This window comes from Neobacillus sp. NPDC093182 (assembly GCF_044754045.1).
In genome coordinates this window covers 70,601-96,694 of the sequence record NZ_JBIVOI010000020.1, presented here as the reverse complement: position 1 = coordinate 96,694, position 26,094 = coordinate 70,601, and the positions used below count along the sequence as shown (strand labels likewise).

Here is a 26,094-nt window from a genome sequence, read left to right as displayed (position 1 = left end):
AACTAAAGGGTGCAATAGTTAAAGATAATGATCGCTGCGGCGGTCTTTTTCCTTTTGTGCAAACGGGGCAGGTTAGCTGTAGAAGGATAGCAGGAATTAATGGAGAATATATATAATTAATAGAGATAGGGAGGGATATTTTGGAACACGCATTAAAGGAATTCATTAAACAATGTGATCTCGCAATAAAACAAGAAGATTTTGATACCCTGATGAATTACTATACTGATGATGCAATCTTGGTTATAAAGCCAGGTATGATTGCACGAGGCAAAGAGGAAATTAAAACAGCATTTATTAAAATCGCAAAATATTTCAATAACAGTCTTGTCCCTACACAAGGGGAAATGATTATTTTAGAAGCTGGCGACACTGCCTTAGTCATATCCCAAACCTTTCTTGAAGCTGATAAAAATGACAGTGAATATTCAATGGAAAGACGAGCCACATACGTGTTTAAGAAAAGTCAACAAGGTGAGTGGATTTGTGCCATAGACAACTCATATGGTACTGATTTAGTTAACAAATAGTTAATAATGGTTTGTGAATCATTGTACTTAAACAAACGGGGGCTATTGTTGATAAACAATCTAGAACCCAAATAAAAAGTGATGAATAATGGTATTATCACCTACAGGTAGGCATTAAAAAAAGAGAACATGTATGATGTTCATTCGAAACGGGTGTGGGATTGTGGCATTAGAATCAGGGTTATTTCGTGCAGAAGCACACAGATTTTATGAAACCAAAATGGGTTACGAGAAATTTTGTTATTCATTCAAAAAAGTTTTATAGTTTTTATTTCAAAATTAAGATTGTGAAATAATGTACTTAAGCTAACGGGTGCAAGAGTGAAAAAAGCAATGCATCTCGACTGCATTGCTTTTTTATTGCTAAAAATACTTCCTATAACATTCCTGTCTGATGCTTCCGCTTAAATGGGCATAAATCCGGGTAGTTTCACTTTTTTCATGACCTAATAAGCTTTGAATAACATCGAGAGGTGCTCCATTATTCAATAAATGGGTTGCATAGCTGTGCCTGAGTTGGTGTGGATGAATGTCTTTGTTAATGCCAGCACGGTTGGAAATCCGCTTAATTATGTATCTCATCGTGGCAATGCTCATTCGATGAGGATCCCGTTCTGTGACAAAGATAGCAGGATCCCTATCTACACGATTATCCAGGTATCGTTTTAACCAAATTTCGCAGCGAATATTAAAATAGACCTCACGTTCCTTATCGCCTTTACCTCTTATAACAGATGAACGGTTCGACCAATTAATTCTACCCCTATCTAAGGTAACAACTTCTCCTATTCGGCATCTAGTGGAGAACATGAATTCAAACAGAGCCTTTTCCATTGGGGAACAACAGGCTTCCCGTAAATGTTCAATTTCCATTTCGGTCAAAAATTTAGGAATTCGTTTTCCGGTTTTAGGTTCTTTTATTTTAGTTGCTTGATTTTTGGGAATATGCCCTTCTTCATGAGACCATCGAAATAAGGATTTCATAAAACGAATTCGATGAGCCAAACTTGCAGGCTTAAGGCTTTCACTTGATTTTGCTAAATAAGTTTTTTAATTGATTCGTAGTGATCGTATCAAGTTGAACATCATTAAAAAAGCGTATAAGTAAGCCCGACTGGAGTTTATATGCTTATAATGTTTGCGGCGAAAAGCCTTCAATACGCTTATCAGATTCATACGTTTCCCGTGCTTTAGATAATAACAAGTTCATCTCTCCCCAAAAAATTCTTTTTTCAGGAATTATTGACCTGTTTCACGAAATCGAAACTGCAGTTCTTATTAAGCTAAAGGGGCAGGTTAATTTAACAAGAATTTAATATTTATATGTTAATATTTACAGGTGGATGAGAATCGTATAAGTAGTAGGGAGAAGTGAAAATATTGAACACCAACAGGAAATTTAGGTTTTGGATTATTACAAGAAACATTGTTTTGCTAATAATAGCACTAATACTTATTTGGGTTGTTTTCCATCACACAATGAAAGCATATGAACAAAAAAAGTATCCACCAATAGGGCAATTAGTGGAAGTCGATGGAAAGAATATGCACGTTTATACAAAAGGCGATGGAGAAAACACCATTGTTTTATTAAGTGGTTTAGGCACATCTGCACCTGTGTTAGATTTTGAGCCCTTAATAAATAAACTGGCAAAGAAGAATAAGGTAGTCGTAGTAGAGAGTTTTGGGTATGGTTGGAGTGATATAACCCATAAGGAACGAACTGTGGAAAACATAGTGGAAGAAATACGGTTAGCTCTACAAAAAGCAAATATATCAGGTCCATACATATTAATGCCACATTCAACTTCTGGTATTTATAGTATGTATTATGCAAATAAATATCCAGATGAGGTTAAAGCAATTATAGGTATCGACCCTACGTTGCCTAAAGCATTAGAGTATTTTGGAGAATCTGCTCCAACAACACCTTCGTTTATGAGCCTTGTAGCTCCAACTGGAGTCGTAAGACTGGTATCAAATATAAATCCAGATGATTTCCTTCCCATTGCGAATGAAGGAACGTATTCTGATGATAATTTAAAGATGACCAAAGCCATTTCTGCTTGGAAAGTATCTAACAAAAATATAGTCGCTGAAACAAATGAAATAGAATCCAATGTCGATCAAACAATTGATATGTCATTTCCCTCAGAGATTCCTGTCATGGTTTTTGCTAAAAAAGTTGACAAAAATCCTATAGATGGAAAAACAAATATCACTTTTTATCAAAATCAAATAAGTGATAACCCTTCAAATAAACTCGTTGTATTAGAAGGACATCACTATTTACATTGGACTCGTTATAATGAAATGAACGAATCAGTAAATGATTTTATAGATACATCTGTAAATTTTTAATTCCTTCTTCAATGGGTGCTTGTGTTTAACAAAGGGTTGCTGCGGCGGCTCTTTTTTATTGAGCTAACGTAAGCAGGTTAGCATTCCTGTAGATCGTTAAATAACAGGTTTGAAAAAAATAGAGCCCCTCAGTAAGATACGAGTATAGAGTCCAATCTAACTCAGAGTCTTAAGGAGGAAGCCCTACTATGAATTTTAAAATGCAAGACAAACAAAATCAACTAATAGAAAGAATTTCGGATACACATCTAATTGTAGGTATTGATATTGCTCAACAACTACACGTTGCAAGAGCAGTTAACTTCCGTGGAATTGTAGTCGGAGACCCTATTACATTTGAAAATAATGAAGAGGGGTTCGTTAATCTATTAAACTGGATTCATGATTTACAAAGATTAAAAAACCTAGATGCGGCAATAGTAGGTATGGAACCTACAGGCCATTACTGGATTAATCTGTCAAAATGGTTATATGACCAAAACATTGAGGTAGTAACAGTCAATCCCCACTTAGTAAAAAGGAATAAAGAGAATCGTGATAATACGCAATCAAAAAGTGATAAAAAAGATGCACTCGTTATCGCAGATATGGTCAAAAACGGCTACTACTCCTTTATTCGTCCATCTTCAGAATCATTTGAGAAACTTAGAGTTCTAATGTCTAACCGTGATGTAATTGTTAAACGTCTCGTAATGTCTATAAATCAAATAAATCGATGGGTAGATGTTGTCTTTCCAGAGTTGCGACAAGTGTTTACCGATGTTTCGTGCAAGGGAGCAATCGCAACCCTTCGTTTATTTCCAACTCCAAATGAAATATCTTCAATGGATTCACTAGATGTCCAGAGGGGTTGGAAGTCATTAATGAAAAGACAACCAGGACCTAAAAAAGCTCAATTACTGATCAATCTAGCAAAAACTTCTATAGGAACGGGACAAGCACTTGATGCTTATAAATTCCATCTAGGACAATTAATAGAAGAATATGACCTCGCTGTAAAACAACTCGAAAGAGTTGAACAACAAGTTAAAGAAGTTCTCTATAAAATACCCTTTGCAAAAAAACTACTTACGATTAAAGGGATAAGTGAAATTTCATTAGCTGGGATACTAGGTGAGTCAGGAGATCTAAGTGGATTCTCTCACGGAAACTCTCTATTACGACATGCGGGATTACATCTAGCTGAAGCAAGTTCAGGCAAATGGAAAGGTCAGATTGTGATTTCAAAGCGTGGAAGATCAAGACTACGACGCTTCCTCTACTTAGCAACTATGAGCCTTGTGATGAATAACCCTGAATTTAAAGCCCTACATTCCCATAATGTGAAGGTAAAGAAGATAAAGAAAATGAAATCAATAATGAAACTGATCGGTAAACTAGCAAGGATTTTTGTAGGAATAGCACGACGAAACGAGTCTTACTGTCCTAATAAAATACAAGAATTAATCCCTTTAGCTGCTTAGAAATAAAACATTAGATAAAAAAATATACCAATTAAAAAATTGATTTTAATTTTGAATGTTGTCTTATTCGTAGGATTTCAAATATGTACGGAGTACCAGGTTTATTTAACAAAAGGGCACTGTGACCCATCAGGTTAGCAAAACTGGCCTCCACCCCTTGGATAGGCATGACGAAGGAATGAGAGGGCAATTGACCCGTTGAGACATGGGAGGGAAAGCCTCCAGGGGCGGCGTGGAGATGTGCATTATATGGTAAAATATGGAGTAGTAGCTAACTCCTTTATTTAACTATGCCTTCACGAAGCCAAATGAACTGAATTCATTCAAATTACCCGTCATTCTCTTTATAGAGGTTATGAAATCCTGCGAATAAGTGAGCATTCAAGAGATATTCGTATCAAACTGAGGGAGTTAAAGAAGGATTTCCCCTTTTATTGGTAGAAATTAATAAAGATAATGTGCAGGGGTAACGTGGAAATGGGGAATTTTTTTGTTGTTAATTATTATTGCGGCTTTATTTATTTTAGGGATTACTTCTATTTCCTACCAACAAGAAGTTTTTTCCTTATTTGTATTTATGGGATTAGTGATTTTGTTATTATTTGTCAGTAAAGAAAAACGATTCGTTATATCACTACTGTTATCGTTTCTAATCGGCTTTGTGATATTTATAGTTTCTAATGATTTTGTTGGAACGATGAACATTTCAAAAGAATTTAAAATCATTCTTAATCGTCTTTTTCTTGTTTTTATGATTATAGGAATGGTTTTTAACCATCTCTTGTTTAATAAGAAGGTTTCTTGGCACAATGAAAAACCTGATTGGAAAAATCCTATCATTTTACCGTTTCATAAAGTTAATACATTTTATTTTTGGATGATTGGAATAGTTGTTAATGTAATTACATATGTGTTTTTTATTATTCAAAAGGATATAGAGTATATTCAAATGCTATTATTGTTTTGTTTATTTTTTTCACTTATTAATGCAGTTTTTGAGGAAGTTATTTGGAGAGGGATATTGCTTTCGGCTCTTAAGGAAGCCACATCTACAGGGTATGCTGTTATCGTTACAAGTGTTGGTTTTGGACTTCTCCATCTCTCAATTGGTTTTTCTCTTTCTCTTAGTTTGTTAATTTCAGTTGCAGGGGTAATTTACGCATTAATCACACTTAAGACAAACAGTATCTATCCGAGTATTGTTTTTCATATCGTAATTAATATTGGAATGGTATATAGCGGATTTATAATCTAATACAAAAGATGGTAAATAGGTTTTAATGGGATTTTTCCAAGTAATGATGAATACGAAATTCGTTCGATATTTAAAGGAACAAAATATTTTTTATCCAGCTAACTGATCACGTTAATACATTGTAAAGAAATGCACTTAAACTTAGGGGTGCTTAAATTTAAAAGGGCTGCATTAAGTTAATGGAAAAGCAACCAATGATAGTTTATGTATAATTATATAATATGTTGAATAATTATTCGTTTCGTGTTACTATAATTATAGTTTAAATTCTTCTGAGTTTAGACCTCCTAAAAATGGACTTAGCCTAGACCACTAAGTTCACCTTTGACCTTTGATTTTATAAATCAAAGGTATTTTTTTGTTTGGCTATTGTTGTAAATTGTCATTCTTTATACATTATTCTTGGTTTAAAAAAGAGAGAATTTTTCTCCCTTAAATCGGGTTATAAGTTGTTTTATTCCATCTTATCCAATGAAATGATTTCCTTGGCAAAAGGGTAATTGGGAATGTAAATGAGTTATGAGCGAATATAAAAATTCAAGTAGATTAACAGCCCAATAAGGGTAAAACTGCTTACAGCATAAAGACTTTCTTAAAGGTCTTTATTTTCAAAAAGGGAATTTCTTTACATGCTTGTTAATAATAAATTATAATTTGAATGGATAATTAAGATAATTTAAAAATTTCAGGAATAGGAGGTGTAAGGAAATGCTTAATGGTTTACGTTTTATGGTTAATTGGTTAGTAGAAGTTCGTTCCATCACATATGTATTTATGTCTAACGGGAGCAGTGTACCCTTTTTTAACTATAAAGCGATGGATCAACCATAAGTTTTCCTTACCCATTCTTTAATTTAGATTAAAAGCCGTGGGCAGGTTTAACTTGCTCACGGCTTCTTTGCACTGTTAAAAGCATACTCTCTCTTTCTATCACAACGGCTTCGACAAGGGCTGGCAATCCCCGATTATTTCTTAAAAGATAAGAAGTAAACGTAGGTGATATCTAGTAACTGCAGACCAGCTCCAAAGAATCACACCCTTTTTGAACACAAAAATCGTGTTTTTACTCGCGAGTGGTTGCAGCTGTCGGGGGAGACTAGCGCGCTTGTAATCTCTAATGCTTTGAAAAAATAAGACTGACAAAATTGATGTCAGAGAGAAATGAGGAAAAGAAGTGAAAATGAGTTTACATGCTTATCGAAACATGGATCGTAATATTTGGATTCGTTTTATCGGTGAATCGATTAATGGTGTTGCGATGATGATGTTAATGCCCTTTTTCGCCTTATATATGAGTGATAAGGTGGATCATTTTTGGCAAGTTGGTGTTGTTATGGCGATGGGGCCAATTGCCGGAGTACTTGGTTCATTAATAGGTGGAAAACTTGCGGATCAATATGGAAGGAAGCCCATTATGATTGTTTCGATGGTTGGAAATGGATTGGTAATGCTTGGTTTTATTTTTTTCGATGGCTTCTATCCTTTCTTATTGATATCGAGTTTTTTTGGTTTGTTTAATTCTCTTTTTCATCCTGCGGCATCAGCCATGGTTGCTGATGTGACTGATGAAGAGGGAAGGACGGAAGCATTTGGTTTGCTGCGAATGGGACACAATATTGGAGCAGCAATCGGTCCATTGCTTGGAGCATCCGTTGTGTTTTTATCAAAATCAGTTATTTTTATCATTGCTGCTTCATCCGTTTTTGTTTATTCCCTTTTTTTAGCGTTCTTGCTTTCAGAAACACTACCGAAAAATGAACGAAAAAAGGAAACGAAAGATCTTGATGAAGAAGAGAAGCTGCCATCTATTTTTAAGGTGCTCGTCAATGATAAAATTTTATTTTTCTATATTATCACGGGAATTGTTATTTCGATGGGATTCTCACAAATGGAAGGGATGCTTCCACTGCATTTTGATCAACAATTACCGGCACTTTCCGATGCCCAAAATCCATATCCTTATTTAATGGCTTTTAACGGAGCACTGGTCGTTTTCTTCCAATTTATGATATCGAGATGGGCAAGTAAGCGCAAACTTGGAAAGGTCATGCTATATGGTTCGGTTTTATTTGGTTTTGGGCTGCTTGCAGTAGGGTGGCTGCCAATATTTTTTACAAAGTTCCAGTTTTCCTATTGGAGTATCCTTTTATTCCTTATCATTATCTATGGAATATACACACTAGGGGAAATGCTCTTATCCCCGGTACAAATGACCTTTGTAGCGAATATTGCACCTGAACATTTACGAGGTACTTATATGGGGGCATCAAGCCTTCAGTGGATCGTTGGTAGTGCAGTCGGTCCCATTTTTGCAGGTTTTTTGCTTGATGGTCATCTTGGTCAGGTTCTATTTACGGTTTTAGGAATAGGTAGTATCGTTGCAGGTATTATATATTTATCACTTGATAAATGGGTATCCGAAGCGAAGGAAAAGAATCAGACCCTTCATGTTAAAAAGGAAGTTACAGCAAGTAGAACGAATTTAACATAGCTTTATAAAGATTAAGTTATTCAAAAACGGGCGCGCTTTGATACAGATGCAATTATAGATTGGTTAAATAATGTGAAATTCAAAAAAGGGACTGCTAAAGCGAGATTAATATCTTCGCCAAAAATAAGAGTAAAAAAAACATTATATTTTTAGCTTGATTAACCAGTGTTTTTTACTAAAGGGCAGTTTAGTGTTATAAGGTATTTAATTACAACAGAGAAGATAATAAATCATAAATCAAAGGTTATGCATATTTTAATGCAAGGGGTGACAATTTCCTAATTACCAACACTCTTGGCATTGGGTTACCAAAAACTTAGGATATAATTGAAAGACTCGATAATCCCCTTAGACCGTTTCTTTTTAAGACGGTTTTTTTATTTTGAAAAAAGTTAAAAAAATTTAAGCCAAATGTAGTTTTTTAGCAATTGCTAAAGAGAATTTAACAGAAGAAGAGTTCAACAATTATGTTCAATTAATTAATGAAGAAACCGAAATATGGAGTGAGGTACGAAAAGAAAGTAGAGAGCCTAATTCCGGAGAAGCAAAGAGATTAAACCAACTTGGAGAATTACAGCAATCATACACAGATAAATTTGCTCTAAAGGAAGTGCAGCAGTACGCAAAATTTAGCTTTACCATTACAAAACCAACATATATACCTGAAGGATATATACAAGTTGACGAAAACTACTCTATCGAAAATGAAGCTAAGGAACCAGTAGTTTCATTAAATTATAGTGATGGGGAGTTTGTGTTTTGGACAAACCAGCAGAAAATAAATCAAAAAGATATTATGGAGGAAATGCAAGAGGCTGGTCCTTTTGAAAAATCCGAAACCTATTCTTTAAATGGAGTTCAGTTTGATTATGTTTCCTCTAATGATGAGAGTGCTAGTTTCAGGGGTGGTATGCGGGTTACTGTTCCAGAAAAAGGTTACAAAATTGTTATGTTTGCAGAAGTATTGACAAAAGAAGAAATGGAAAAAGTATTGCTGTCTATGATTGAAAAGTAATGGGCTTTTCCAATAAAGGGGGTATATCACCCTCGTATTAAAGGGATGATGGCGATTGTGAGTTAAAAGCAATCGCTTTTTCTTTAATGCACAATATTCCTGTAATGATTTTGTAAAAAAATACACTTAAACAAATAGTTGTTTGGTTGAATATCAAAAATTATTAATAAGCCGAAAATATGCAAGGCTTTATTCATTTCTTGCATATTCCCAATGGTGTAATGGTGATCACAGTGATCATACTTACCGCTACTTGAGGTCGGAGAAAGCTTTAAGGAGATTGACAGCTCCAGGCGAGTTTGGTGAAGAAAAGGAACGGCCGTACTCCTTGTAGAAGCAGCAAAGGTTATATTGGCGAAAATTGAGGTGAAGCCCTGACTGCTTGGAATTTCAAGCAGGAAAAAGTGCAGTCTCCACTGTGGTTTAACATACAAAAAAGAACCATCCAATATCGATGGTTGATAACCATTGAGGTATTACTTGAAGGTATGAAAATGTTTAAAACATTGAAAGTTGTGGTAAACATCCATAAAGATAGGAGATGATCGAATGGATGGACAAAAACAAAGTTACTATATCAATATTCAATCTAATGAAATATTCAGAGGACCTTACGAGGGAGAGTGGGATTTTAAAATTGAAGCGACAGAATCTCAAGTAAATTTCCTTGAACGACTTTTTAATCGAATGGATGAAACAGATTGGGAAAGTTATTTTCGATCACATATTCCTTATCTTGGATATCATCATCAGCCTCAAAATAGGGAATATGACCAGCGAATATTATGGACCTATACGATGCTTTATGACTTAGGTGATGAGAAAACCCGAGCTCATATTAGAAAAATGGGAATTCTAAATGAAGATAGTGCAACTATTCAGCACAAAAGCTTTTAATCTTACTAGAACCTCTCGGAATGATATTAAATGGCTAAATGGTGATTTACTTACAAAAAGAAGTAAACGCAGTCAGTCCCATACCTTGGGAAATTGGCTGCGTTTTTTTGAATAATAAAGCTTTAATTGAATATTAAAGAATTATAAGGAAAAAGCTTAGTCCAGCAAACGGTCTTAATTTCCTTGATACAATCTTGTGGTACCAGTCACTTTAATACGTTCAAGAAACTCTCATCCTTTTTCAGAGTTGATTGTCTAATTCTACTCTTCATGATGCAAACGGAAAGGTAAATATTGATCAGTTCTACGATAATGTTCTAGAATTGACAGAATTTGAGAAGGAACAAATTAAAGCACTGGGCTTTAATGAAGAAAAGCTAAAAAAACAGTTAGGCTTAACGGAATTAACGGGAGGGGAAACAAATTATCCTTATCCTGAGAAAATCAGTTCCCGGCCAACATTAGAATTAAACGGCATATGGGGCGGATTTCAGGGGGAAGGTACAAAAACCGTCATTCCTAACGAGGCACACGCCAAAATCACTTGCCGTCTAGTCAATAATCAAAATCCAGAAAAAATCCAGGGCTTAATCAAAAAGCATTTGGAAGAACAAGCACCAAAAGGATGCACGGTAAAAGTAACACTTCATGTTACAGGTAATCCCTTCTTAACCCCAATCGATGATCCGATGATTCAAAAAGCGGCTGAAGCTTATGAACAGGTTTATGGAAAAGCACCTGTTTATAAAAGAGAAGGAGGCTCCATTCCGATTGTATCGGATTTCAACCATACCTTAAATACTCCAGTTGTCTTAATGGGATTCGGGCTGCCAGATGAAAATCTCCATGCTCCAAATGAACATTTTAACTTAGAAAATTTTGATAAAGGGATCTTAACGATCTGTTCGTTTTTGGAATTGATCTGAATAGATAGGTAAAGGAGGGATCGCATAGCACCCCTCTTTTTTGCCGATAAAAGTGCCAGGATCCTTCCAAATTTTGGACGGTACCGGCACGTTTTTTATGTGCGTCTGGTGGGTTCTATTCCCACACAGTCCCGCCAACCTTGAAATATAAGGGTTATTGAGGATTTTTAATGAAGTTAGAAAAGGAGAAAATTAGTGGGCAAACAAGTCAAAATTTCTTCTTTGGTCACGCTTTGGTCACATTGATTTATTGGTCACTTCATAGTTTATTTAACAAGCTGCTCAAATTGATGAGCGGCTTCTTTTTGTAAATTTGGTAACAAGAAAATATGGTAGACAGCAAGAGTCTGTTAATGTAATATAAAGAAAATCATATACATATTTTAAACAGGTGTTATGCATGTAAGAATGTATAGCTTAATAGGGAAGTTCGGTGAAAGTCCGACACGGTACCCGCCACTGTAATCCGGAGCGACTTGCACAATGTCACTGCTTTATTTTAAAGTGGGAAGACGCAAGGAGCATCGATGGTAAGTCAGGAGACCTGCCTGTTTAGAAAGTACGACGTGACCTACGGGATATAGGGATGTGTTTACGGAGACGGAAGTATGCTTTTTTATTAATAAAGCAGAACATACCAGTGTTTTTTGTGAGCATTTAAACCCACCAGGTTTAAATGCTCTTTTTAGTTTGGTCACTATTTTAACGATGGAGGTAAGTTTAAAGTGAAAAAAAGATCATTATGGTTTTCATTTGTTGTACTGTTAGGTTTAGCAAGCTATTTTTGGACGAATTCTTATCGTCCAGCCTATGCGATGCATATTATGGAAGGATTTCTACCATTGGGTTGGGCTGTTTTTTGGTGGGGGATCACCATTCCATTTGTTGCCGTTGGAATACGATCGATTACGAAGAAATTAAAAGAAAATCCTGAATTGAAATCAATCCTAGGTCTGTCTGGTGCATTTGCATTCGTATTATCTGCGTTGAAAATTCCTTCAGTGACAGGTAGTTGTTCCCATCCAACGGGTGTAGGATTGGGGTCAATTTTATTTGGTCCAACGGCGATGAGTGTTTTAGGAACAATAGTCCTTTTATTTCAATCACTATTGTTAGCACATGGTGGAATTACTACTTTAGGCGCGAATGCATTTTCAATGGCTGTCGTTGGACCTTTCCTTTCTTACGGAATATACAAGTGTGGAAGAAAAATGAATGTATCCGTCGCCGTTTCAGTCTTTTTAGCTGCAATGTTAGGGGATTTGGGGACATATTTAGTGACATCGGTTCAATTAGCTTTAGCTTTCCCTGCTGAGATAGGTGGATTCGTGGCTTCATTTGTAAAGTTTGCTAGTATCTTTGCTTTTACACAAGTACCTTTAGCGATTAGTGAAGGCTTACTTACGGTTATTGTGATGAACTTACTCCAAAAATATAATATGACAGAATTAAATCAATTACCTACACTGAAGGAGGCAAGGTAACATGAGAAATGGAGTATTATTTTTATTCGTGATTCTATTAGCAATTATTCCTTTGATTTTTTTAAAAAATGCTGAATTTGGTGGGGCAGATGGGCAAGCGGAGGAAGTGATTACCGAAGTAGCACCTGACTATGAGCCTTGGTTTAATGCCATATGGGAACCACCAAGTGGAGAGATTGAAAGTTTACTATTCTCGTTACAAGCGGCTCTCGGAGCCATCATCATCGGCTATGTAATTGGATATGGAAAAGCTAGAAAAAAGTATTCTTCATCCAAACAATAGCAGAATGAAGTGAAAACTATGATAAAAATTGATGATTATGCTTATATCAGCGGATTAAAAGATGTTCATCCCGTTGAGAAGGTCATCCTTGCGCTGATCTTTCTCTTTTTTACAATTCTTTCAAAAAATATTTCGGTGGCTTGTTTTACCTTTACTGTCATGAGTATTTTGGTGCTATTCAAGGCGAAAATCCCGTTTATTGCATATTTGAAACTTCTTTTCGTCCCTTTTATATTCTTAATGACAAGCTTGGTTGCCATACTATTTTCCATTGCACCTAATTATCAAGAAGATCTTGAGGTGCTTTGGATGGCTAAAATAGGTTCATGGCAAATCTATATTAGCTCAAATAGTATCCAACAATCATACGAACTAGCTACAACTATATTAGCAAGTGTGAGCTGTTTATATTTTCTTGTTTTATCAACTCCTCTTAATCAATTAATGTGGATATTAAAAAAAGTAAAACTACCCACCGTTTTTGTAGAATTAATCGGGATTACGTATCGATTTATCTTTGTTTTATTGGAAAAGATGAATGAAATTTATATTGCACAATCTAGCAGGCTTGGCTATCAAAATTATAGAAGCTGGTTTTCCAGCGTAGCACAGCTTATTGTCAGCCTTTTCATAAAATCGATGCACGCAGCAAAAGAGCTTCAAATCACAATTGATAGTCGAGGTGGAGATGAACATTTGTATGATGTGGATTTATCATTGGGCTATAAGCGAGGGCATTTTGTCATTATTTTTATTTCGTTTGTAACACTTTTCTTGATAGAAACTATGACAAAATCATGAAAGAACAATGAAAAGGAAGTATGTAGAGTGAGTGAACAAATATTAACGTTTGAACATGTTTCTTATCAATATGCTGATGGAACAATGGCATTGAATCAGATAAATCTTTCCATTGAAAAAGGGAAGAAAATAGCCTTATTAGGGAACAATGGCGCTGGGAAATCGACACTATTTCTTCTTATGAACGGAATATTAAAGCCAACAAGTGGCAGCATTTTATACAATGGAAAGAAGTTGACCTATAAACGGAAAGAGATTCAGCAATTAAGGCAGCAAGTCGGTATTGTGTTCCAAAACTCTGAAACCCAACTTTTTTCATCTACTGTCTATGAAGATATTAAGTTCGGTCCAAAAAATTTAAATTTACCCACCGAAGAAGTTGAGAGGTGTGTAAAGGAAGTCATCACACTAACAGAAACGGAATCGCTTAAAGATAAACCCCCTCACTTTTTAAGTATCGGACAGAAAAAAAGGGTAGCAATTGCTGGAATTGTTGCCATCGATCCTGAATTAATGGTATTAGATGAACCAACAGCTGGGCTCGATCCTTACTATTCAAAAAGAATGTTGAATCTATTGGAAAAGATTCATCATCGAAACCGGACGATTCTATTGTCTACACATAATGTAAATCTTGCTTATGAGTGGGCAGATGAGGTTATCATCTTAAACAATGGGCATTTGCTAGCTCAAGGAACACCGGTTGAGGTTTTTAGTAAAAGAGAAATACTCGAAACAAGCCATTTACAAAAACCTTGGATTATGGAAGTGTTTGAAAAATTTCAAAGAATGAACTTATCCAATAAAAAGTATCCGAGGTCGAAAGCAGAACTGTTTGAAATGATGGAATCATGTTTTAATGGGACCAGCATTCAAGTTTAAGGTGGAATTCTGACGAGTGACCTCAGTTTATTGTGCATAATTTTTTGAAAGCACCATTTCAACCTAAGAAGGTGCTTTTATTAAATTTTCAAACAAATAGTTTGTTAACATTCGAGATTATATGATATAGTTATAAAAAATTTAATAATACTTTAAATAAGTGCTCACATTTGTGAGGTAAAAGGGAAACTAGTGAAAGTCTAGTACAGCCCCCGCTACTGTAAGAGCTGATGAAATTACAATGCCACTGAGAAATCGGGAAGGTGTAAGAGTAAAAAGAAGCTTAAGTCAGGAAACCTGCTTATTTAAACGACACTTGCTTTTCGGAGGGAGAAGTATAGGCGGGACAATTATTCCAATTGTTTTTGTATTTCAGTATGCTTTTTTTATACTGCGATTTCACATGCCTGTATTCCTTTTAAAAGGAGTACAGGCATTTTTTATTTGGAGGTAAGCCTATGAAAAAGGGAAAAATTTTTGTTGTTGGCTTCGGTCCCGGTGATCGTGAGCATATTACAAATCGAGCTGTAGTGGCATTGCAGCAAAGTGATTGTATTATTGGCTATAAAACATATGTGGAGCTAATTGAACCTTTTGTAACAGCAAAGTCCATCGTCAGTACGGGTATGACTGAAGAAGTGTCACGTGCACAGGATGCAGTAAAGAAAGCTGAAGCAGGTCATATTGTCTCAGTGATTTCCAGCGGAGATTCAGGCGTTTATGGTATGGCTGGATTAGTGTATGAAGTGCTGATTGAGAAGGGCTGGACTGAAAAAGAAGGAATTGAGGTAGAAATTGTTCCAGGTGTTTCAGCCATTAATTCTTGTGCAAGTTTATTGGGTGCGCCTGTCATGCATGATTCCTGCACGATAAGTCTAAGTGATCATTTAACGCCTTGGACCGTAATAGAAAAGCGCATTGAAGCAGCTGCGATGGCGGATTTCGTTATAGCTTTATATAATCCGAAAAGCGGTCGACGGACACGCCAAATTGTAGAGGCACAAAATATTCTATTAAAATATCGTTCTCCTGAAACACCGGTGGGACTTGTGAAAAGTGCCTATCGTGAAAATCAAAATGTAGTGCTGACAACACTGGCTGAAATGCTTGAACATGATATCGGAATGCTGACAACGGTTATGATCGGGAATTCTTCTACTTTCTTTTATGACAATAAAATCATTACCCCTCGAGGTTATCAGCGTAAATATACGTTAGGGGAAGAGAAGCAAAGCTTAAAACCGCATCAGCGTTTAAAAAAGGAAGCTGAACCATGGGCATTAAATCAAGAAACAGGGGAAGCACAAGCTGGTTATGAGCAAATTGAAAGAATAAAACAAGAAGCCAGCTCATTAGATTTGGCCATAAAGGCTTTATCCATGGTGACTAAATCGGAAATAGACTATCCGCATTTTGTTCAGCAGCCAATCGAAGATATATTTGAATTTGCTGTTTCACCTGGTGTTGCCAATAAATTTATTACGCCTGAGCAAATGCGCGTATTAGCAGAAACCATTGGCGAGACAGGCACCATGGAATATACACCGGATCATCGTTTTTTACTAAAGATTCCAACAGATCAGCCTGAATCGATTGTTGAAAAGCTTGAACAAAATCATTTAATCGTCATGCCTGTGGGCGATGTTTTAAATGTTAAAGCTTGTGATTTTTGCAACGGTGAAAAAGCAGAATCAATTCCATATGCAGAAGAAATAGGAGCAAAATTGGGGGGCTTAAAGCTTCCAAAAGAATTACATATTGGTTTCAACGGCTGCGGTATGGCCTGTTATCGGGCAGTATTCGATGATATTGGGATCGTTTACCGCAAGAAAAAATTTGATTTATTTATTGGCGCAAAGCCGGTTGGCCGTACAGCCCATGCTGCACAGCCAGTAGCAGAAGGAATTGAACCAGATCAACTGCTGCCGTTATTAACGAAAATTATTGAAGAGTACAAACAAAATGCCCATCCAAATGAACGCCTTTTTAAATATTTTAAAAGGGTGAAAAGAATTCAGTATTTTAACTATCAAGATATGAGCTCCAAAATTGAAGTCGAGCCGGCACCATGTGGAGATTAGGAGGAACACATGATTTTATTTTTAGCAGGCACAAGTGATGCGAGAGCACTAGCCATTCAATTGCAAAATCAAGGCTATCCTTTATTAGCAACAGTAGTCACAGAATCTGCAGCCGAAAGTTTAAAAGCCCACCATATTCCTTATCAAGTGGGTCGGTTATCAGTAGATGACATGATCGCGCTTATTCAGAAGCAAAAGATGACCTGTGTCATCGATGCCAGCCATCCATATGCGGAAGAAGCGTCGAAAACGGCAATGGCAGCAGCAAAAGCATGTGATATTCCTTATATTCGTTATGAAAGGCCAGAAGAACAGTTTATTTCTCCATTCATTACAGAGGTTGACAGCTATGAAGAGGCAGCCAAATTAGCTCAATCTCATAAAGGAACGATCATGCTGACAACAGGCAGCAAAACGTTAGAAATATTTACGAAATATTTAATGCGTGATGAAATCCGGCTTATTTGCAGAATGCTTCCAAATATAGGGAACATGGAAAAGTGCGATAGGTTAGGTATTAAACAAAAGGACATTATTGCGATCCAGGGCCCATTTTCGGAATCATTAAATAAAGCACTTTGTGAGCAATACAATGTGACTCTAATGATTACAAAAGAAAGCGGCAAAGTGGGATCTGTAGATGAAAAAATGACAGCTGCTCTGCAACTAGGGATTCCTGTTATTTTAATCAAACGACCAGCGATTGAATATGAAAATTTTTGTACTTCTTTTGAAGAAGTAACTCAACTATTAGGAGGTATTATTCTTGGCAAACATGAACTTTAATACAAAATTTATTCCCGTAACGGTAGATCCAGACAAGATTTATGATCACAGTTTCGCCATTATTAAAGAGGAAATGGGCGAACATTCATTTACTGATGAGCAATGGCTAGTGGTTCGGCGGGTAATTCACGCTTCAGCAGATTTTGAGTTAGGCCGAAGCATGATCTTTACACCTGATGCCATTGAGGCAGGGGTTCAATCCATTTTAGCGGGCCGTCATGTAGTGGTGGATGTACAAATGATCGAAAGCGGTTCAGGACGGAAACGATTCCAAAAGCATGGCGGGGATTTACATTGTTATATCGCCGATGAAGATGTCTCAAAGGAAGCGAAGGCTCAAGGAACAACACGTGCGATTATTTCTATGCAAAAAGCAACGCGTCTACATGAAGGAGGAATCTATGCCATCGGCAATGCGCCAACCGCCTTACTGGAGTTAATTCGTTTGATTAAAGAAGGTGTGGCTAAACCGGATTTAATTATTGGAATGCCAGTCGGCTTTGTATCAGCAGCAGAGTCGAAAGCGGAGTTAGCAGTGCTGGAAGGGATTCCATTTATTACGAATGTTGGGAGAAAGGGTGGCAGTACAGTGACAGTCGCTGCACTTAATGCCATTTCGATTATGGCGGATGAACGAGCAAAAGAAACGAAATAAAAAAGACCCTTCACAAATGCGACACGGCTATACGACAGGAGCTTGTGCAACAGCGATGACAAAGGCAGCACTGCAAGCTCTTGTCGTGGGAAAGGTACCTGATGAAGTCACGATTTATTTACCGGTTGGCCAGTATGCCACATTTAAAGTAACCGCATTTGAAGTATCAGAAGGCTGGGTAATGTGTGAAACGATTAAAGATGCCGGGGATGATCCTGATGCTACACACCAGGCACGAATTCAAAGTACCGTTCGTTATTCAGAAGAAAAAGGTATCCATTTAGATGGCGGGGTTGGTGTAGGGCGAGTGACAAAAGCGGGACTTCCTGTACCGGTAGGTCAAGCAGCGATAAACCCTGTACCGCGTAAAATGATTTTTGGTGTTGTACAAGAAGCAATTGAAAAATATAAATTGGATTGTGGAATTGAAGTGGTCATTTCCGTACCAGATGGTGAAGAGATTGCTGAAAAAACATTGAATGGGCGTTTAGGCATTATTGGCGGAATTTCGATATTAGGTACACGGGGAACAGTGGTTCCATTTTCAAGTTCTGCTTATATGGCAAGTATCGTACAAGCGATCAATGTAGCAAAAGAATCAGGATGTGAGCATTTAGTCATTACAACGGGCGGACGCAGTGAAAAATATGCAATGCAGCAGTATCCTCATTTACCAGAAGAAGCATTTATCGAAATGGGCGATTTTGTCGGTTTTACGTTAAAGAATATTGCACGGAAGAAGATTCCGAGAGTCTCGTTGGTAGGGATGATGGGGAAGTTCTCAAAAGTAGCCCAAGGCGTTATGATGGTTCACTCAAAAAGCGCACCGATAAGCTTTGAGTTTTTAGCAGGCATTGCCAATAAAGTGGGTGTTGATGAGAAGACGCAGCGAGAAATTTTACAGGCGAATACGGCTTCACAGGTTGGTGAAATGCTTCAGGGAAACGAGGCATTTTTTGCAGCCCTTTGCAAAAACTGCTGCTACTATGCATTGAATCATATGAATACTGACATCAAAGTGTCGACAACCTTGTATGCCATGAATGGTGACTGTTTAGGAAAGGCTGAGAATATTGACAAATTGGATGAAGATGATTGGTATAGGGGATAATGGCGCGGAAGGATTGCTCCCCCACTATACACAGTGGATCAATGAATGCGATGTACTTGTAGGCGGAGAGCGCCATTTGCAATTTTTCCCGGAATATAAAAAAGAGAAAAAAGTTATCAAAGGCGGTTTGTCGGCGTTAACAGCTGAATTACAGCAAGAAACACGAAATGTTGTTATTTTAGTGTCCGGTGACCCACTATTTTATGGACTTGGCAGTGTACTTGCGAAAAAGCTTCCGTTAGAGATTTATCCGTATACCAGCTCGGTACAGCTTGCTTTTTCTAAAATGCAGGAAAGCTGGCAGGATGCGTATATTGTCAGCTTGCACGGCCGTTCCATTAAAGGATTTGCACAAAGAATTGATGGGCGTAAAAAAATTGCTGTTTTAACAGATGAAACGAATTCTCCGCAGGCCATTGCAAAATATTTAAAGCGTTTCGGCATGACAGAATATGATGCCTTTGTTGCTGAAAATCTACAAGGTGAAAAGGAACGGTGCCGCTTCTTCACATTGGACGAAATGGAGCAAAGCTCCTTTTTTCCATTGAATGTTGTGGTTTTAAAACAGCGAATGGCAGTCGAACGCGCCTCTCTTGGAATTCCGGATGATGCTTTTCTTCAGCGAAAGCCAGATAAAGGATTAATTACGAAAAGAGAAATTCGGACTCTTTGTCTGCAGGAGTTAGGACTTAAGGAAAATAGCATTGTGTGGGATATCGGAACCTGCACAGGTTCAGTTGCGATTGAAGCAGCGAAAATCGCTCGGGAAGGTGCCGTGTATGCAATTGAAAAAAATGAGGGTGACCTTGAAAACTGCCTGGAAAATCAGTTAAAACATCGTACAGATTTTGTTGCAGTGCTGGGGAAGGCACCTGACCGTCTGGAAGAATTTCCAGATCCGCATGCGATTTTTATTGGCGGCAACGGTGGAAATATGGAGCATTTATTGCAAACATGTATTTCACGCTTACAACCAAATGGACGCCTTGTTATGAATATTGCAACGATTGAAAATCTGGCAGAAGCGCTGCAGCATTTAAAAGCATTAGGCTGTGAAGTATCGATATTACAGGCACAAATTTCAAAGAGTAAACCAATCTTACATTTAACGCGTTTTGAACCGTTAAATCCAATCTATATTGTGACAGCAAAGAAAGGAAATGAATAATGAGAATGGGAACCTTATTTGGACTAGGTGTTGGGCCGGGAGATCCAGAATTAATCACTGTAAAAGCATTTCGTAGATTACAAGAAAGCCCGGTCATTGCTTATCCAAAAAAATTAAAGGGCAGTAAATCTTATGCCCATCGTATTGTTGAAGTGTATATTAACCCGGCAGAAAAAGAGATGCTTGGTTTAGTATTCCCCATGACAAAAGATGAAGATACACTAAGAGCTGAGTGGACAAAATCAGTGGAAGCTATTTATAGCTTTTTAGTTCAAGGAAAAGATGTAGCTTTCGTGACTGAAGGGGATCCAATGCTGTTCAGCACATTTATTCATTTAATGAACGTAATGAAATCGATGTACCCTGATGTCCCGATTGAAACGGTAGCAGGTATTTCGTCGTTTAATGGTTCTGTTAATCGCTTAGGGATTGCTTTGGCTGATGGTGATGACCATGTCGCCATGATTCCTGCTACGGAGGATATGGAAGAAATGCGCCGCGTAATTGAAAACCACGATGCGATCGTCTTTATCAAAGTAGCAAAAGTTATAGACGCAATGCTCGATCTATTGGAGGAAATGAATTTATTAGAAAAAGCACATGTCGTTACAAAAGTTACATCTGATGAAGAGGTCATTTGGAAGATCAATGAACTTCGAGGTTCAGAATTAAATTACTTGTCATGTATGGTGGTGCGCAAATAATGAAGAAAATTTGGATTATCGGAGCAGGTCCAGGAGATCCTGATTTAATCACGGTGAAAGGTTTAAAGCTATTAAAAGAAGCGGATGTTGTGATGTATACTGATTCACTTGTAAGCGAAACGTTATTAGCGGAAGCGAAGGAGTCGGCCGAAATTATCCGCACAGCAGGGATGCATCTTCAGGAAATGGTGGATTGTATTGTCGAGCGTGTCAATACAGGCAAAAAGGTAGTACGTTTACATACAGGCGACCCGGCGATGTACGGGGCAACGATGGAGCAAGTGGCACTGCTGAAGCAGCATGAGATTAGCTATGAAGTTGTTCCAGGTGTAAGTTCTGTTTTTGCATCTGCAGCAGCAGTTGGGGCAGAATTGACGATTCCTGATTTAACCCAAACGCTTATCTTAACACGTGCTGAAGGACGAACACCAGTGCCTGAGCGTGAAAAATTACAGGCACTGGCAAGCCATCACTGTACGATTGCCATGTTTTTAAGTGCGACATTAACAAAGAAAATTACCAAAGAATTGCAGGCTGCAGGCTGGGCAGACGATACACCAGTTGCAGTTGTGCAGCGTGCTTCGTGGCCAGACCAAAAAATTGTGCGAACAACACTGGCTGAATTAGATGAAGCAATGCGTGTCAATGGCATTCGCAAGCATGCGATGATTCTAGCAGGCTGGGCTTTAGACCCGAATATCCATGAAAAAAATTATCGTTCGAAGCTATATGACAAAACTTTTACTCATGGCTTCCGCAAAGGTGTGAAGACGAATGATTAGTTTACGTGAACGTGAAATTCCTGTAATAGAAAAGCGCAAACCATATGCCCTCGTCGCCATAACGAAACATGGGGTGGCACATGCAAGAAGCTACGCGGAAAAATTTCCGTATGTGGACCTTTATTATATGAAGAAATTCGAGCAGGGCGATGAAGACACGCGCAAAATTCAGTTATTTGATGGGACGGTTCGCCTATTATTGCCCGCTTTGTTCCAGCAGTATAAAGGAATCATTTGTATCATTTCCCTCGGTGCTGTCGTTCGTATGATTGCTCCGCTTTTGATTGATAAAAAGAAAGACCCTGCAGTGTTAGTGGTGGATGATAAAGGCCAATATGTCGTCAGCGTTTTATCAGGTCATATTGGCGGTGCCAATGCCTTAACCCATGAATTTGCCAATGCGATTGGTGCTGCACCCGTTGTTACAACCGCGTCAGATGTTCAAAAAACGATTCCCGTGGATTTATTTGGCGCCCAATTTGGGTGGATGTGGGAGAGTGAAGAAAAATTAACACCTGTTAGTGCATCGGTTGTCAACGAAGAGCATGTTGCGATTGTGCAGGAAACGGGAGAAAAAAATTGGTGGATGTACGATCGCTCAATGCCGGACAATTTGAAAGTTTACCCTACGATAAATGAAGCGATCATGGCAAAGCCACAAGCGGCACTGCTTATTACAGATCGTTTAATTGAGGAACATGAAGAGGTGCTGATTGAGAACGGAGTTATGTATCGCCCAAAATCAATTGTACTTGGCATTGGCTGTAATCGTGGTACGGCAATGGCAGAGATTGAACAAGTCATAGATGAAACATTAGCGGAGCTGTGTTTAAGTAAAAAAAGTGTCAAAGCAGTTGCGACCATCGATTTAAAGAAAAACGAAACAGGTTTGCTTGAATTAACGGCTAAACATAACTGGCCGTTTGTAACTTACACACCTGACGAGCTAAATGAAATACCGATGCAAAACCCATCGGAAACAGTCTTTAAATATACAGGTGCATATGGGGTCAGTGAGCCGGCCGCATTGCGTTATTCGAATGCGAAAGAGTTACTGCTGGAGAAAAAGAAAAGCGGAAATGTGACTATATCCATTGCACGTGTCAACTTTGAGGAGGAAGTACGTTGAATCGATTTGTTCTAGCCGGCACTGGAAGCGGTGTTGGAAAAACAACGTTCACAATCGGCATCATGCGTGCGCTAATGAAGCGTGGTTTAACAGTCCAGGGCTTTAAATGCGGCCCAGATTATATTGACCCAACGTATCATACTGCTGTTACACAACGCCCTTCTCGTAATATTGATAGTTTCATGATGTCCCATGAAGCCGTTCGTGCCATTGTCGCTAGAGCGAGCCAAGATGCAGACGCAGCTATTATTGAAGGAGTCATGGGCTTTTATGATGGCAAATCGCCATTATCAAATGAAGGATCTGCTGCTCATATTAGTGAGATTACAAAAAGCCCCGTCATTTTAATTGTCAATGGTGCAAGTATGGCAAGAAGTGCGGCCGCGATTGTCAAAGGGTTTCAAATGTTAGATGAAAGCTCCAATATTGTTGGTGTTATTGCTAATCAATTAGGAAGTAAAAGCCATTTTGAAATTGTCAAAGCAGCGATTGAACAAGAATGTGGAATTCCTGTCATTGGCTATCTGCCAAAAGGAGCTGTAACTTTGATGCCAAGCCGCCATCTGGGTTTAGTGCCAGCCATTGAACGTGGTGATCTAGATTCCTATTTTGATAGTCTTGCAGAAGCGATCGAAGAAACAGTGGATATTGAACAGCTGCTGGAAATTACAAAAACACAATCATTGGACGTCACTGCATCTATTTTTGATGCTCAGCCGCAAAGTAAAGAAGTACATATTGCAGTTGCAAAGGATGCCGCTTTTAACTTCTATTATGAAGAAAATTTAGAATTACTCCGTGCATATGGTGCCACTTTGCATTACTTCTCTCCATTACAAAATGAGGAAGTTCCAGAAAATGCGCAGGGGCTGTATATCGGCGGCGGTTTCCCGGAAGAGTTTGCTGAAACATTGGCGAAAAATGAGGAAACAAAGCAATCTATAAGAACCGCTCTTGAGCGAGGGGTGCCAACATTAGCGGAATGCGGCGGTTTTATGTATTTAACAGAGGAAATTGTGAATCGTCAAGGACAGGTATTCCCAATGCTCGGGATTATTCCAGGACGTGTACGGATGCAAGATAAATTAGCGGCACTTGGATACCGGGAAATTACAGGTGTTCCCGGCAACTTTCTAATCAATGAAGAGGAGCAGGCAAAAGGGCATGAGTTCCATTACTCAACGTATGAGGGGGAGCATACATCACCAGCATATTTTAGTAAAGGCCGTTTTCGTGCTCAGCAAGAAGGTTATCTACATAAAAATATTGTTGCTGGTTATACACACTTTCATTTTGCTTCGAATCCACAGCTTGTGAAAAATTGGCTGACAGCATGTTTGGAGGATAAACAATGAATTATTTCCCACTATTAATGAATATTGACTATAAAAAGGTTGTTATTGTTGGGGGCGGACACGTAGCTCGTCAAAAGGTAGAAGCGCTGCTGCCAACAAAAGCACTAGTGACAGTGATAAGCCCAACTGTAACCGAAAAATTGCAGCACTACATCAATGAAGGGCTTGTGACATGGAAAGAAAAAGAATTTGTACCTGCTGATTTAGATGATGCTGCACTGATTTTCGCCGTTACAAATGACGAAGAGGTAAACAATGCTGTGGAAGAAGCGGCACAGCATTGGCAATTACTCAGCCGTGCGGATGCAAAAGGACGTGTTGATTTCATCAATCCTGCAGTCGTTCGTCGTGGTGATTTCGTATTGACAGTATCGACGTCTGGAGCAAGTCCAGGTCTGACACGCCAAGTAAAGACGGATTTAGAAGAGCAATTTGGAGTACATTACGCGCAGTATGTTTCATTTTTAAAGGAAGCGCGTCAGCGAATTTTACAAGTATTTACGGGCGATGTGAAAAAACAGCTATTAGCAGAGCTCCTGGATCCACAGTTATTACAATGGATGGAGAAAGGTGAAAAACAAAAATGTGAAGCGTGGCTGCAGCAACGTATAGGAGAAAAACAGTGAGCGGATTTGTATATATTGTAGGAGCTGGTCCTGGTGACCCAAAACTATTGACGATTCGTGGACTAGAGTGCATTCAGCAAGCAGATGTGATTTTATATGACCGACTGGTGAATGCTGAATTATTAAAACATGCGAAAGCAGACGCCGAGCTGATTTATTGTGGAAAAGAACCAGGCAGGCATGGACTGATTCAGGATGAAATTCATCGTGTGCTAGTGGAACAAGCCAATCTTGGCAAGCAGGTTCTCCGCTTAAAAGGCGGTGACCCATTTGTCTTTGGACGTGGTGCTGAGGAAGCCGCGATTTTACGGCAAGCCGGTATTCCATTTGAAATCGTGCCTGGTATTACAGCGGGGATTGCGGCGCCTGCTTATGCAGGGATTCCTGTGACACATCGTGATCATGCTGCAAGCTTTGCGATCGTTACAGGTCATGGCCGCCAAGAAAAGGAACAGGACTATTTAAATTGGTCCGCGCTTGCTCAAATTGATACGGTGGCCTTTTATATGAGCATAGGCAATATCGCGCATATTACGAAAAGCTTAATAACCTATGGCAAAAGTGAAACAACCCCTGTTGCCGTCATCGAATGGGGCACAACCAAAAATCAGCGTACGATTACAGGCAATCTCTCCACGATTGCCCAAGATATTCAAATCCATCGTATCTCTAATCCATCCATGATTTTAGTTGGCGAGGTGGTTAGTGTACGGGATCAAATTGCCTGGTTTATAGAAAAGGAGCATGAATTATGTTAGAGGCATTAAAAAAACGCCGTGCGATTCGCCAATTTGAAACGCGCGAAGTGGAACGTGAAAAAATTGAGACGTTATTAGAAGCAGCAACGTTTGCACCAAATGACCGAATGCGTGAGCCCTGGCATTTCTATGTATTACAGGGCGACAGCTTAAAACGTTATGAACAGGTGGCGCTTGATTATTTACAAAACCGTTTCCCAACAAAACCTCATTTAGTGGAAAGCTCAATGGAAGCCATCACAAAAACACCGCTTGTCATTGTGGTGACATCTGCCATTGTCGAAGCTGATGAAGGTGCAACCAAAGATAATACCTTTGCAGTCAGCTGTGCGATTATGTCGATGTGGTTAATGGCCGAACAGCTGGGTTTAGGCATGGTATGGCGTACACGCGGTGTTGGCTTAGTGCATGATACAGCATTACATGATTTTATTGGTGCATCGGATGGTGAGCAATTAGTAGGGACGTTATGCATTGGTTACCCTGCAGAAGAATTCACTTCCGCGAAAAAGCGTACACCATTTGCGGAAAAAACAACTTGGCTATAAGGA

25 protein-coding genes, 1 pseudogene and 2 riboswitches are annotated in these 26,094 nt (G+C 38.4%); of the genes and pseudogenes, 25 read left to right on the top strand and 1 reads right to left on the bottom strand.

Annotation, left to right across the window (positions count from 1 at the left end):
* Window positions 1–140 precede the first annotated feature (140 nt).
* Window positions 141–530, top strand: a complete 390-nt coding sequence (locus ACIQAA_RS27805; protein WP_402626171.1) for a YybH family protein — start codon at window positions 141–143, stop codon at window positions 528–530.
* A gap of 363 nt (window positions 531–893) precedes the next feature.
* Here the strand turns inward: ACIQAA_RS27805 and ACIQAA_RS27800 are convergent.
* A pseudogene (locus tag ACIQAA_RS27800) lies at window positions 894–1,734 on the bottom strand (tyrosine-type recombinase/integrase).
* A gap of 176 nt (window positions 1,735–1,910) precedes the next feature.
* On the opposite strand from ACIQAA_RS27800, the gene ACIQAA_RS27795 reads away from it, so the two are divergent.
* From ACIQAA_RS27795 to ACIQAA_RS27680, 24 genes are all read left to right on the top strand, one after another.
* Complete coding sequence (locus ACIQAA_RS27795; protein WP_402626170.1) at window positions 1,911–2,891, top strand: alpha/beta fold hydrolase; 981 nt, start codon at window positions 1,911–1,913, stop codon at window positions 2,889–2,891.
* Between the two features lie 188 nt (window positions 2,892–3,079).
* Window positions 3,080–4,354, top strand: coding sequence for an IS110 family RNA-guided transposase (locus tag ACIQAA_RS27790; protein WP_402626169.1), 1,275 nt, complete (start codon window positions 3,080–3,082; stop codon window positions 4,352–4,354).
* A 490-nt stretch (window positions 4,355–4,844) separates the two neighbouring features.
* Entirely contained in the window at window positions 4,845–5,609 is a 765-nt protein-coding gene (locus tag ACIQAA_RS27785) for a CPBP family intramembrane glutamic endopeptidase (RefSeq protein ID WP_402626167.1), read from the top strand.
* A gap of 708 nt (window positions 5,610–6,317) precedes the next feature.
* Complete coding sequence (locus ACIQAA_RS27780; RefSeq protein ID WP_402626165.1) at window positions 6,318–6,440, top strand: hypothetical protein; 123 nt, start codon at window positions 6,318–6,320, stop codon at window positions 6,438–6,440.
* Between the two features lie 343 nt (window positions 6,441–6,783).
* Window positions 6,784–8,100: an MDR family MFS transporter gene (locus tag ACIQAA_RS27775; protein ID WP_402626163.1), complete on the top strand. Its 1,317-nt coding sequence runs from the start codon at window positions 6,784–6,786 to the stop codon at window positions 8,098–8,100.
* Window positions 8,101–8,710: 610 nt separating this feature from the next.
* On the top strand, window positions 8,711–9,115 hold the full coding sequence (locus ACIQAA_RS27770) for a DUF4367 domain-containing protein (RefSeq protein ID WP_402626161.1): 405 nt from the start codon (window positions 8,711–8,713) through the stop codon (window positions 9,113–9,115).
* A 549-nt stretch (window positions 9,116–9,664) separates the two neighbouring features.
* A complete protein-coding gene (locus ACIQAA_RS27765; RefSeq protein WP_402626160.1) occupies window positions 9,665–10,012 on the top strand; it encodes a hydrolase in 348 nt (115 codons plus the stop codon).
* A gap of 251 nt (window positions 10,013–10,263) precedes the next feature.
* Window positions 10,264–10,938 carry a M20/M25/M40 family metallo-hydrolase gene (locus tag ACIQAA_RS27760; protein WP_402626158.1) on the top strand — a complete coding sequence of 225 codons (675 nt, stop codon included), beginning with the start codon at window positions 10,264–10,266 and terminating at the stop codon, window positions 10,936–10,938.
* A 372-nt stretch (window positions 10,939–11,310) separates the two neighbouring features.
* A riboswitch (cobalamin riboswitch) is annotated at window positions 11,311–11,504 on the top strand.
* A 249-nt stretch (window positions 11,505–11,753) separates the two neighbouring features.
* A complete protein-coding gene (locus tag ACIQAA_RS27755) occupies window positions 11,754–12,422 on the top strand; it encodes an energy-coupling factor ABC transporter permease (RefSeq protein ID WP_402626227.1) in 669 nt (222 codons plus the stop codon).
* A 1-nt stretch (window position 12,423) separates the two neighbouring features.
* Window positions 12,424–12,705: an energy-coupling factor ABC transporter substrate-binding protein gene (locus tag ACIQAA_RS27750; RefSeq protein ID WP_402626156.1), complete on the top strand. Its 282-nt coding sequence runs from the start codon at window positions 12,424–12,426 to the stop codon at window positions 12,703–12,705.
* An 18-nt stretch (window positions 12,706–12,723) separates the two neighbouring features.
* Window positions 12,724–13,506, top strand: a complete 783-nt coding sequence (cbiQ, locus tag ACIQAA_RS27745) for a cobalt ECF transporter T component CbiQ (protein WP_402626155.1) — start codon at window positions 12,724–12,726, stop codon at window positions 13,504–13,506.
* A gap of 27 nt (window positions 13,507–13,533) precedes the next feature.
* Window positions 13,534–14,388 (top strand): energy-coupling factor ABC transporter ATP-binding protein, encoded by an 855-nt coding sequence (locus ACIQAA_RS27740; protein ID WP_402626153.1) that lies wholly within the window; start codon window positions 13,534–13,536, stop codon window positions 14,386–14,388.
* Window positions 14,389–14,529: 141 nt separating this feature from the next.
* Window positions 14,530–14,707, top strand: a riboswitch (cobalamin riboswitch).
* 139 nt (window positions 14,708–14,846) lie between these two features.
* Window positions 14,847–16,469, top strand: coding sequence for a precorrin-3B C(17)-methyltransferase (cobJ, locus tag ACIQAA_RS27735; protein WP_402626151.1), 1,623 nt, complete (start codon window positions 14,847–14,849; stop codon window positions 16,467–16,469).
* Window positions 16,470–16,478: 9 nt separating this feature from the next.
* Window positions 16,479–17,255, top strand: coding sequence for a precorrin-6A reductase (gene cobK / locus ACIQAA_RS27730; RefSeq protein WP_402626150.1), 777 nt, complete (start codon window positions 16,479–16,481; stop codon window positions 17,253–17,255).
* On the top strand, window positions 17,245–17,910 hold the full coding sequence (locus tag ACIQAA_RS27725) for a precorrin-8X methylmutase (RefSeq protein ID WP_402626226.1): 666 nt from the start codon (window positions 17,245–17,247) through the stop codon (window positions 17,908–17,910). Before cobK ends, ACIQAA_RS27725 begins: the two co-directional genes overlap by 11 nt.
* Complete coding sequence (locus tag ACIQAA_RS27720) at window positions 17,885–19,021, top strand: cobalt-precorrin-5B (C(1))-methyltransferase (RefSeq protein WP_402626148.1); 1,137 nt, start codon at window positions 17,885–17,887, stop codon at window positions 19,019–19,021. The genes ACIQAA_RS27725 and ACIQAA_RS27720 overlap by 26 nt, the downstream gene beginning before the upstream one ends.
* Window positions 18,996–20,189, top strand: a complete 1,194-nt coding sequence (cbiE, locus tag ACIQAA_RS27715; RefSeq protein ID WP_402626225.1) for a precorrin-6y C5,15-methyltransferase (decarboxylating) subunit CbiE — start codon at window positions 18,996–18,998, stop codon at window positions 20,187–20,189. Before ACIQAA_RS27720 ends, cbiE begins: the two co-directional genes overlap by 26 nt.
* Entirely contained in the window at window positions 20,189–20,893 is a 705-nt protein-coding gene (gene cobI / locus ACIQAA_RS27710; protein WP_402626146.1) for a precorrin-2 C(20)-methyltransferase, read from the top strand. Before cbiE ends, cobI begins: the two co-directional genes overlap by 1 nt.
* On the top strand, window positions 20,893–21,675 hold the full coding sequence (cobM, locus tag ACIQAA_RS27705) for a precorrin-4 C(11)-methyltransferase (RefSeq protein WP_402626144.1): 783 nt from the start codon (window positions 20,893–20,895) through the stop codon (window positions 21,673–21,675). The genes cobI and cobM overlap by 1 nt, the downstream gene beginning before the upstream one ends.
* Entirely contained in the window at window positions 21,668–22,804 is a 1,137-nt protein-coding gene (locus ACIQAA_RS27700) for a cobalt-precorrin 5A hydrolase (RefSeq protein ID WP_402626143.1), read from the top strand. The genes cobM and ACIQAA_RS27700 overlap by 8 nt, the downstream gene beginning before the upstream one ends.
* Window positions 22,801–24,159 (top strand): cobyrinic acid a,c-diamide synthase CobB, encoded by a 1,359-nt coding sequence (locus ACIQAA_RS27695; RefSeq protein WP_402626141.1) that lies wholly within the window; start codon window positions 22,801–22,803, stop codon window positions 24,157–24,159. Before ACIQAA_RS27700 ends, ACIQAA_RS27695 begins: the two co-directional genes overlap by 4 nt.
* Window positions 24,156–24,785, top strand: coding sequence for a precorrin-2 dehydrogenase/sirohydrochlorin ferrochelatase family protein (locus ACIQAA_RS27690; protein ID WP_402626139.1), 630 nt, complete (start codon window positions 24,156–24,158; stop codon window positions 24,783–24,785). Before ACIQAA_RS27695 ends, ACIQAA_RS27690 begins: the two co-directional genes overlap by 4 nt.
* Window positions 24,782–25,543, top strand: a complete 762-nt coding sequence (cobA, locus tag ACIQAA_RS27685) for a uroporphyrinogen-III C-methyltransferase (RefSeq protein ID WP_402626137.1) — start codon at window positions 24,782–24,784, stop codon at window positions 25,541–25,543. Before ACIQAA_RS27690 ends, cobA begins: the two co-directional genes overlap by 4 nt.
* Window positions 25,537–26,091 (top strand): nitroreductase family protein, encoded by a 555-nt coding sequence (locus ACIQAA_RS27680; protein ID WP_402626136.1) that lies wholly within the window; start codon window positions 25,537–25,539, stop codon window positions 26,089–26,091. Before cobA ends, ACIQAA_RS27680 begins: the two co-directional genes overlap by 7 nt.
* Window positions 26,092–26,094: the final 3 nt, after the last annotated feature.

Coding starts and splice junctions, on each gene's coding strand:
- ACIQAA_RS27790 (WP_402626169.1), top strand. CDS start 3,080: ATGAATTTTAAAATGCAAGACAAACAAAATCAACTAATAGAAAGAATT.
- ACIQAA_RS27780 (WP_402626165.1), top strand. CDS start 6,318: ATGCTTAATGGTTTACGTTTTATGGTTAATTGGTTAGTAGAAGTTCGT.
- ACIQAA_RS27765 (WP_402626160.1), top strand. CDS start 9,665: ATGGATGGACAAAAACAAAGTTACTATATCAATATTCAATCTAATGAA.
- ACIQAA_RS27755 (WP_402626227.1), top strand. CDS start 11,754: ATGCATATTATGGAAGGATTTCTACCATTGGGTTGGGCTGTTTTTTGG.
- ACIQAA_RS27750 (WP_402626156.1), top strand. CDS start 12,424: ATGAGAAATGGAGTATTATTTTTATTCGTGATTCTATTAGCAATTATT.
- cbiQ (WP_402626155.1), top strand. CDS start 12,724: ATGATAAAAATTGATGATTATGCTTATATCAGCGGATTAAAAGATGTT.
- cobJ (WP_402626151.1), top strand. CDS start 14,847: ATGAAAAAGGGAAAAATTTTTGTTGTTGGCTTCGGTCCCGGTGATCGT.
- cobK (WP_402626150.1), top strand. CDS start 16,479: ATGATTTTATTTTTAGCAGGCACAAGTGATGCGAGAGCACTAGCCATT.
- ACIQAA_RS27725 (WP_402626226.1), top strand. CDS start 17,245: ATGAACTTTAATACAAAATTTATTCCCGTAACGGTAGATCCAGACAAG.
- ACIQAA_RS27720 (WP_402626148.1), top strand. CDS start 17,885: ATGAACGAGCAAAAGAAACGAAATAAAAAAGACCCTTCACAAATGCGA.
- cbiE (WP_402626225.1), top strand. CDS start 18,996: ATGAAGATGATTGGTATAGGGGATAATGGCGCGGAAGGATTGCTCCCC.
- cobI (WP_402626146.1), top strand. CDS start 20,189: ATGAGAATGGGAACCTTATTTGGACTAGGTGTTGGGCCGGGAGATCCA.
- cobM (WP_402626144.1), top strand. CDS start 20,893: ATGAAGAAAATTTGGATTATCGGAGCAGGTCCAGGAGATCCTGATTTA.
- ACIQAA_RS27700 (WP_402626143.1), top strand. CDS start 21,668: ATGATTAGTTTACGTGAACGTGAAATTCCTGTAATAGAAAAGCGCAAA.
- ACIQAA_RS27690 (WP_402626139.1), top strand. CDS start 24,156: ATGAATTATTTCCCACTATTAATGAATATTGACTATAAAAAGGTTGTT.
- ACIQAA_RS27680 (WP_402626136.1), top strand. CDS start 25,537: ATGTTAGAGGCATTAAAAAAACGCCGTGCGATTCGCCAATTTGAAACG.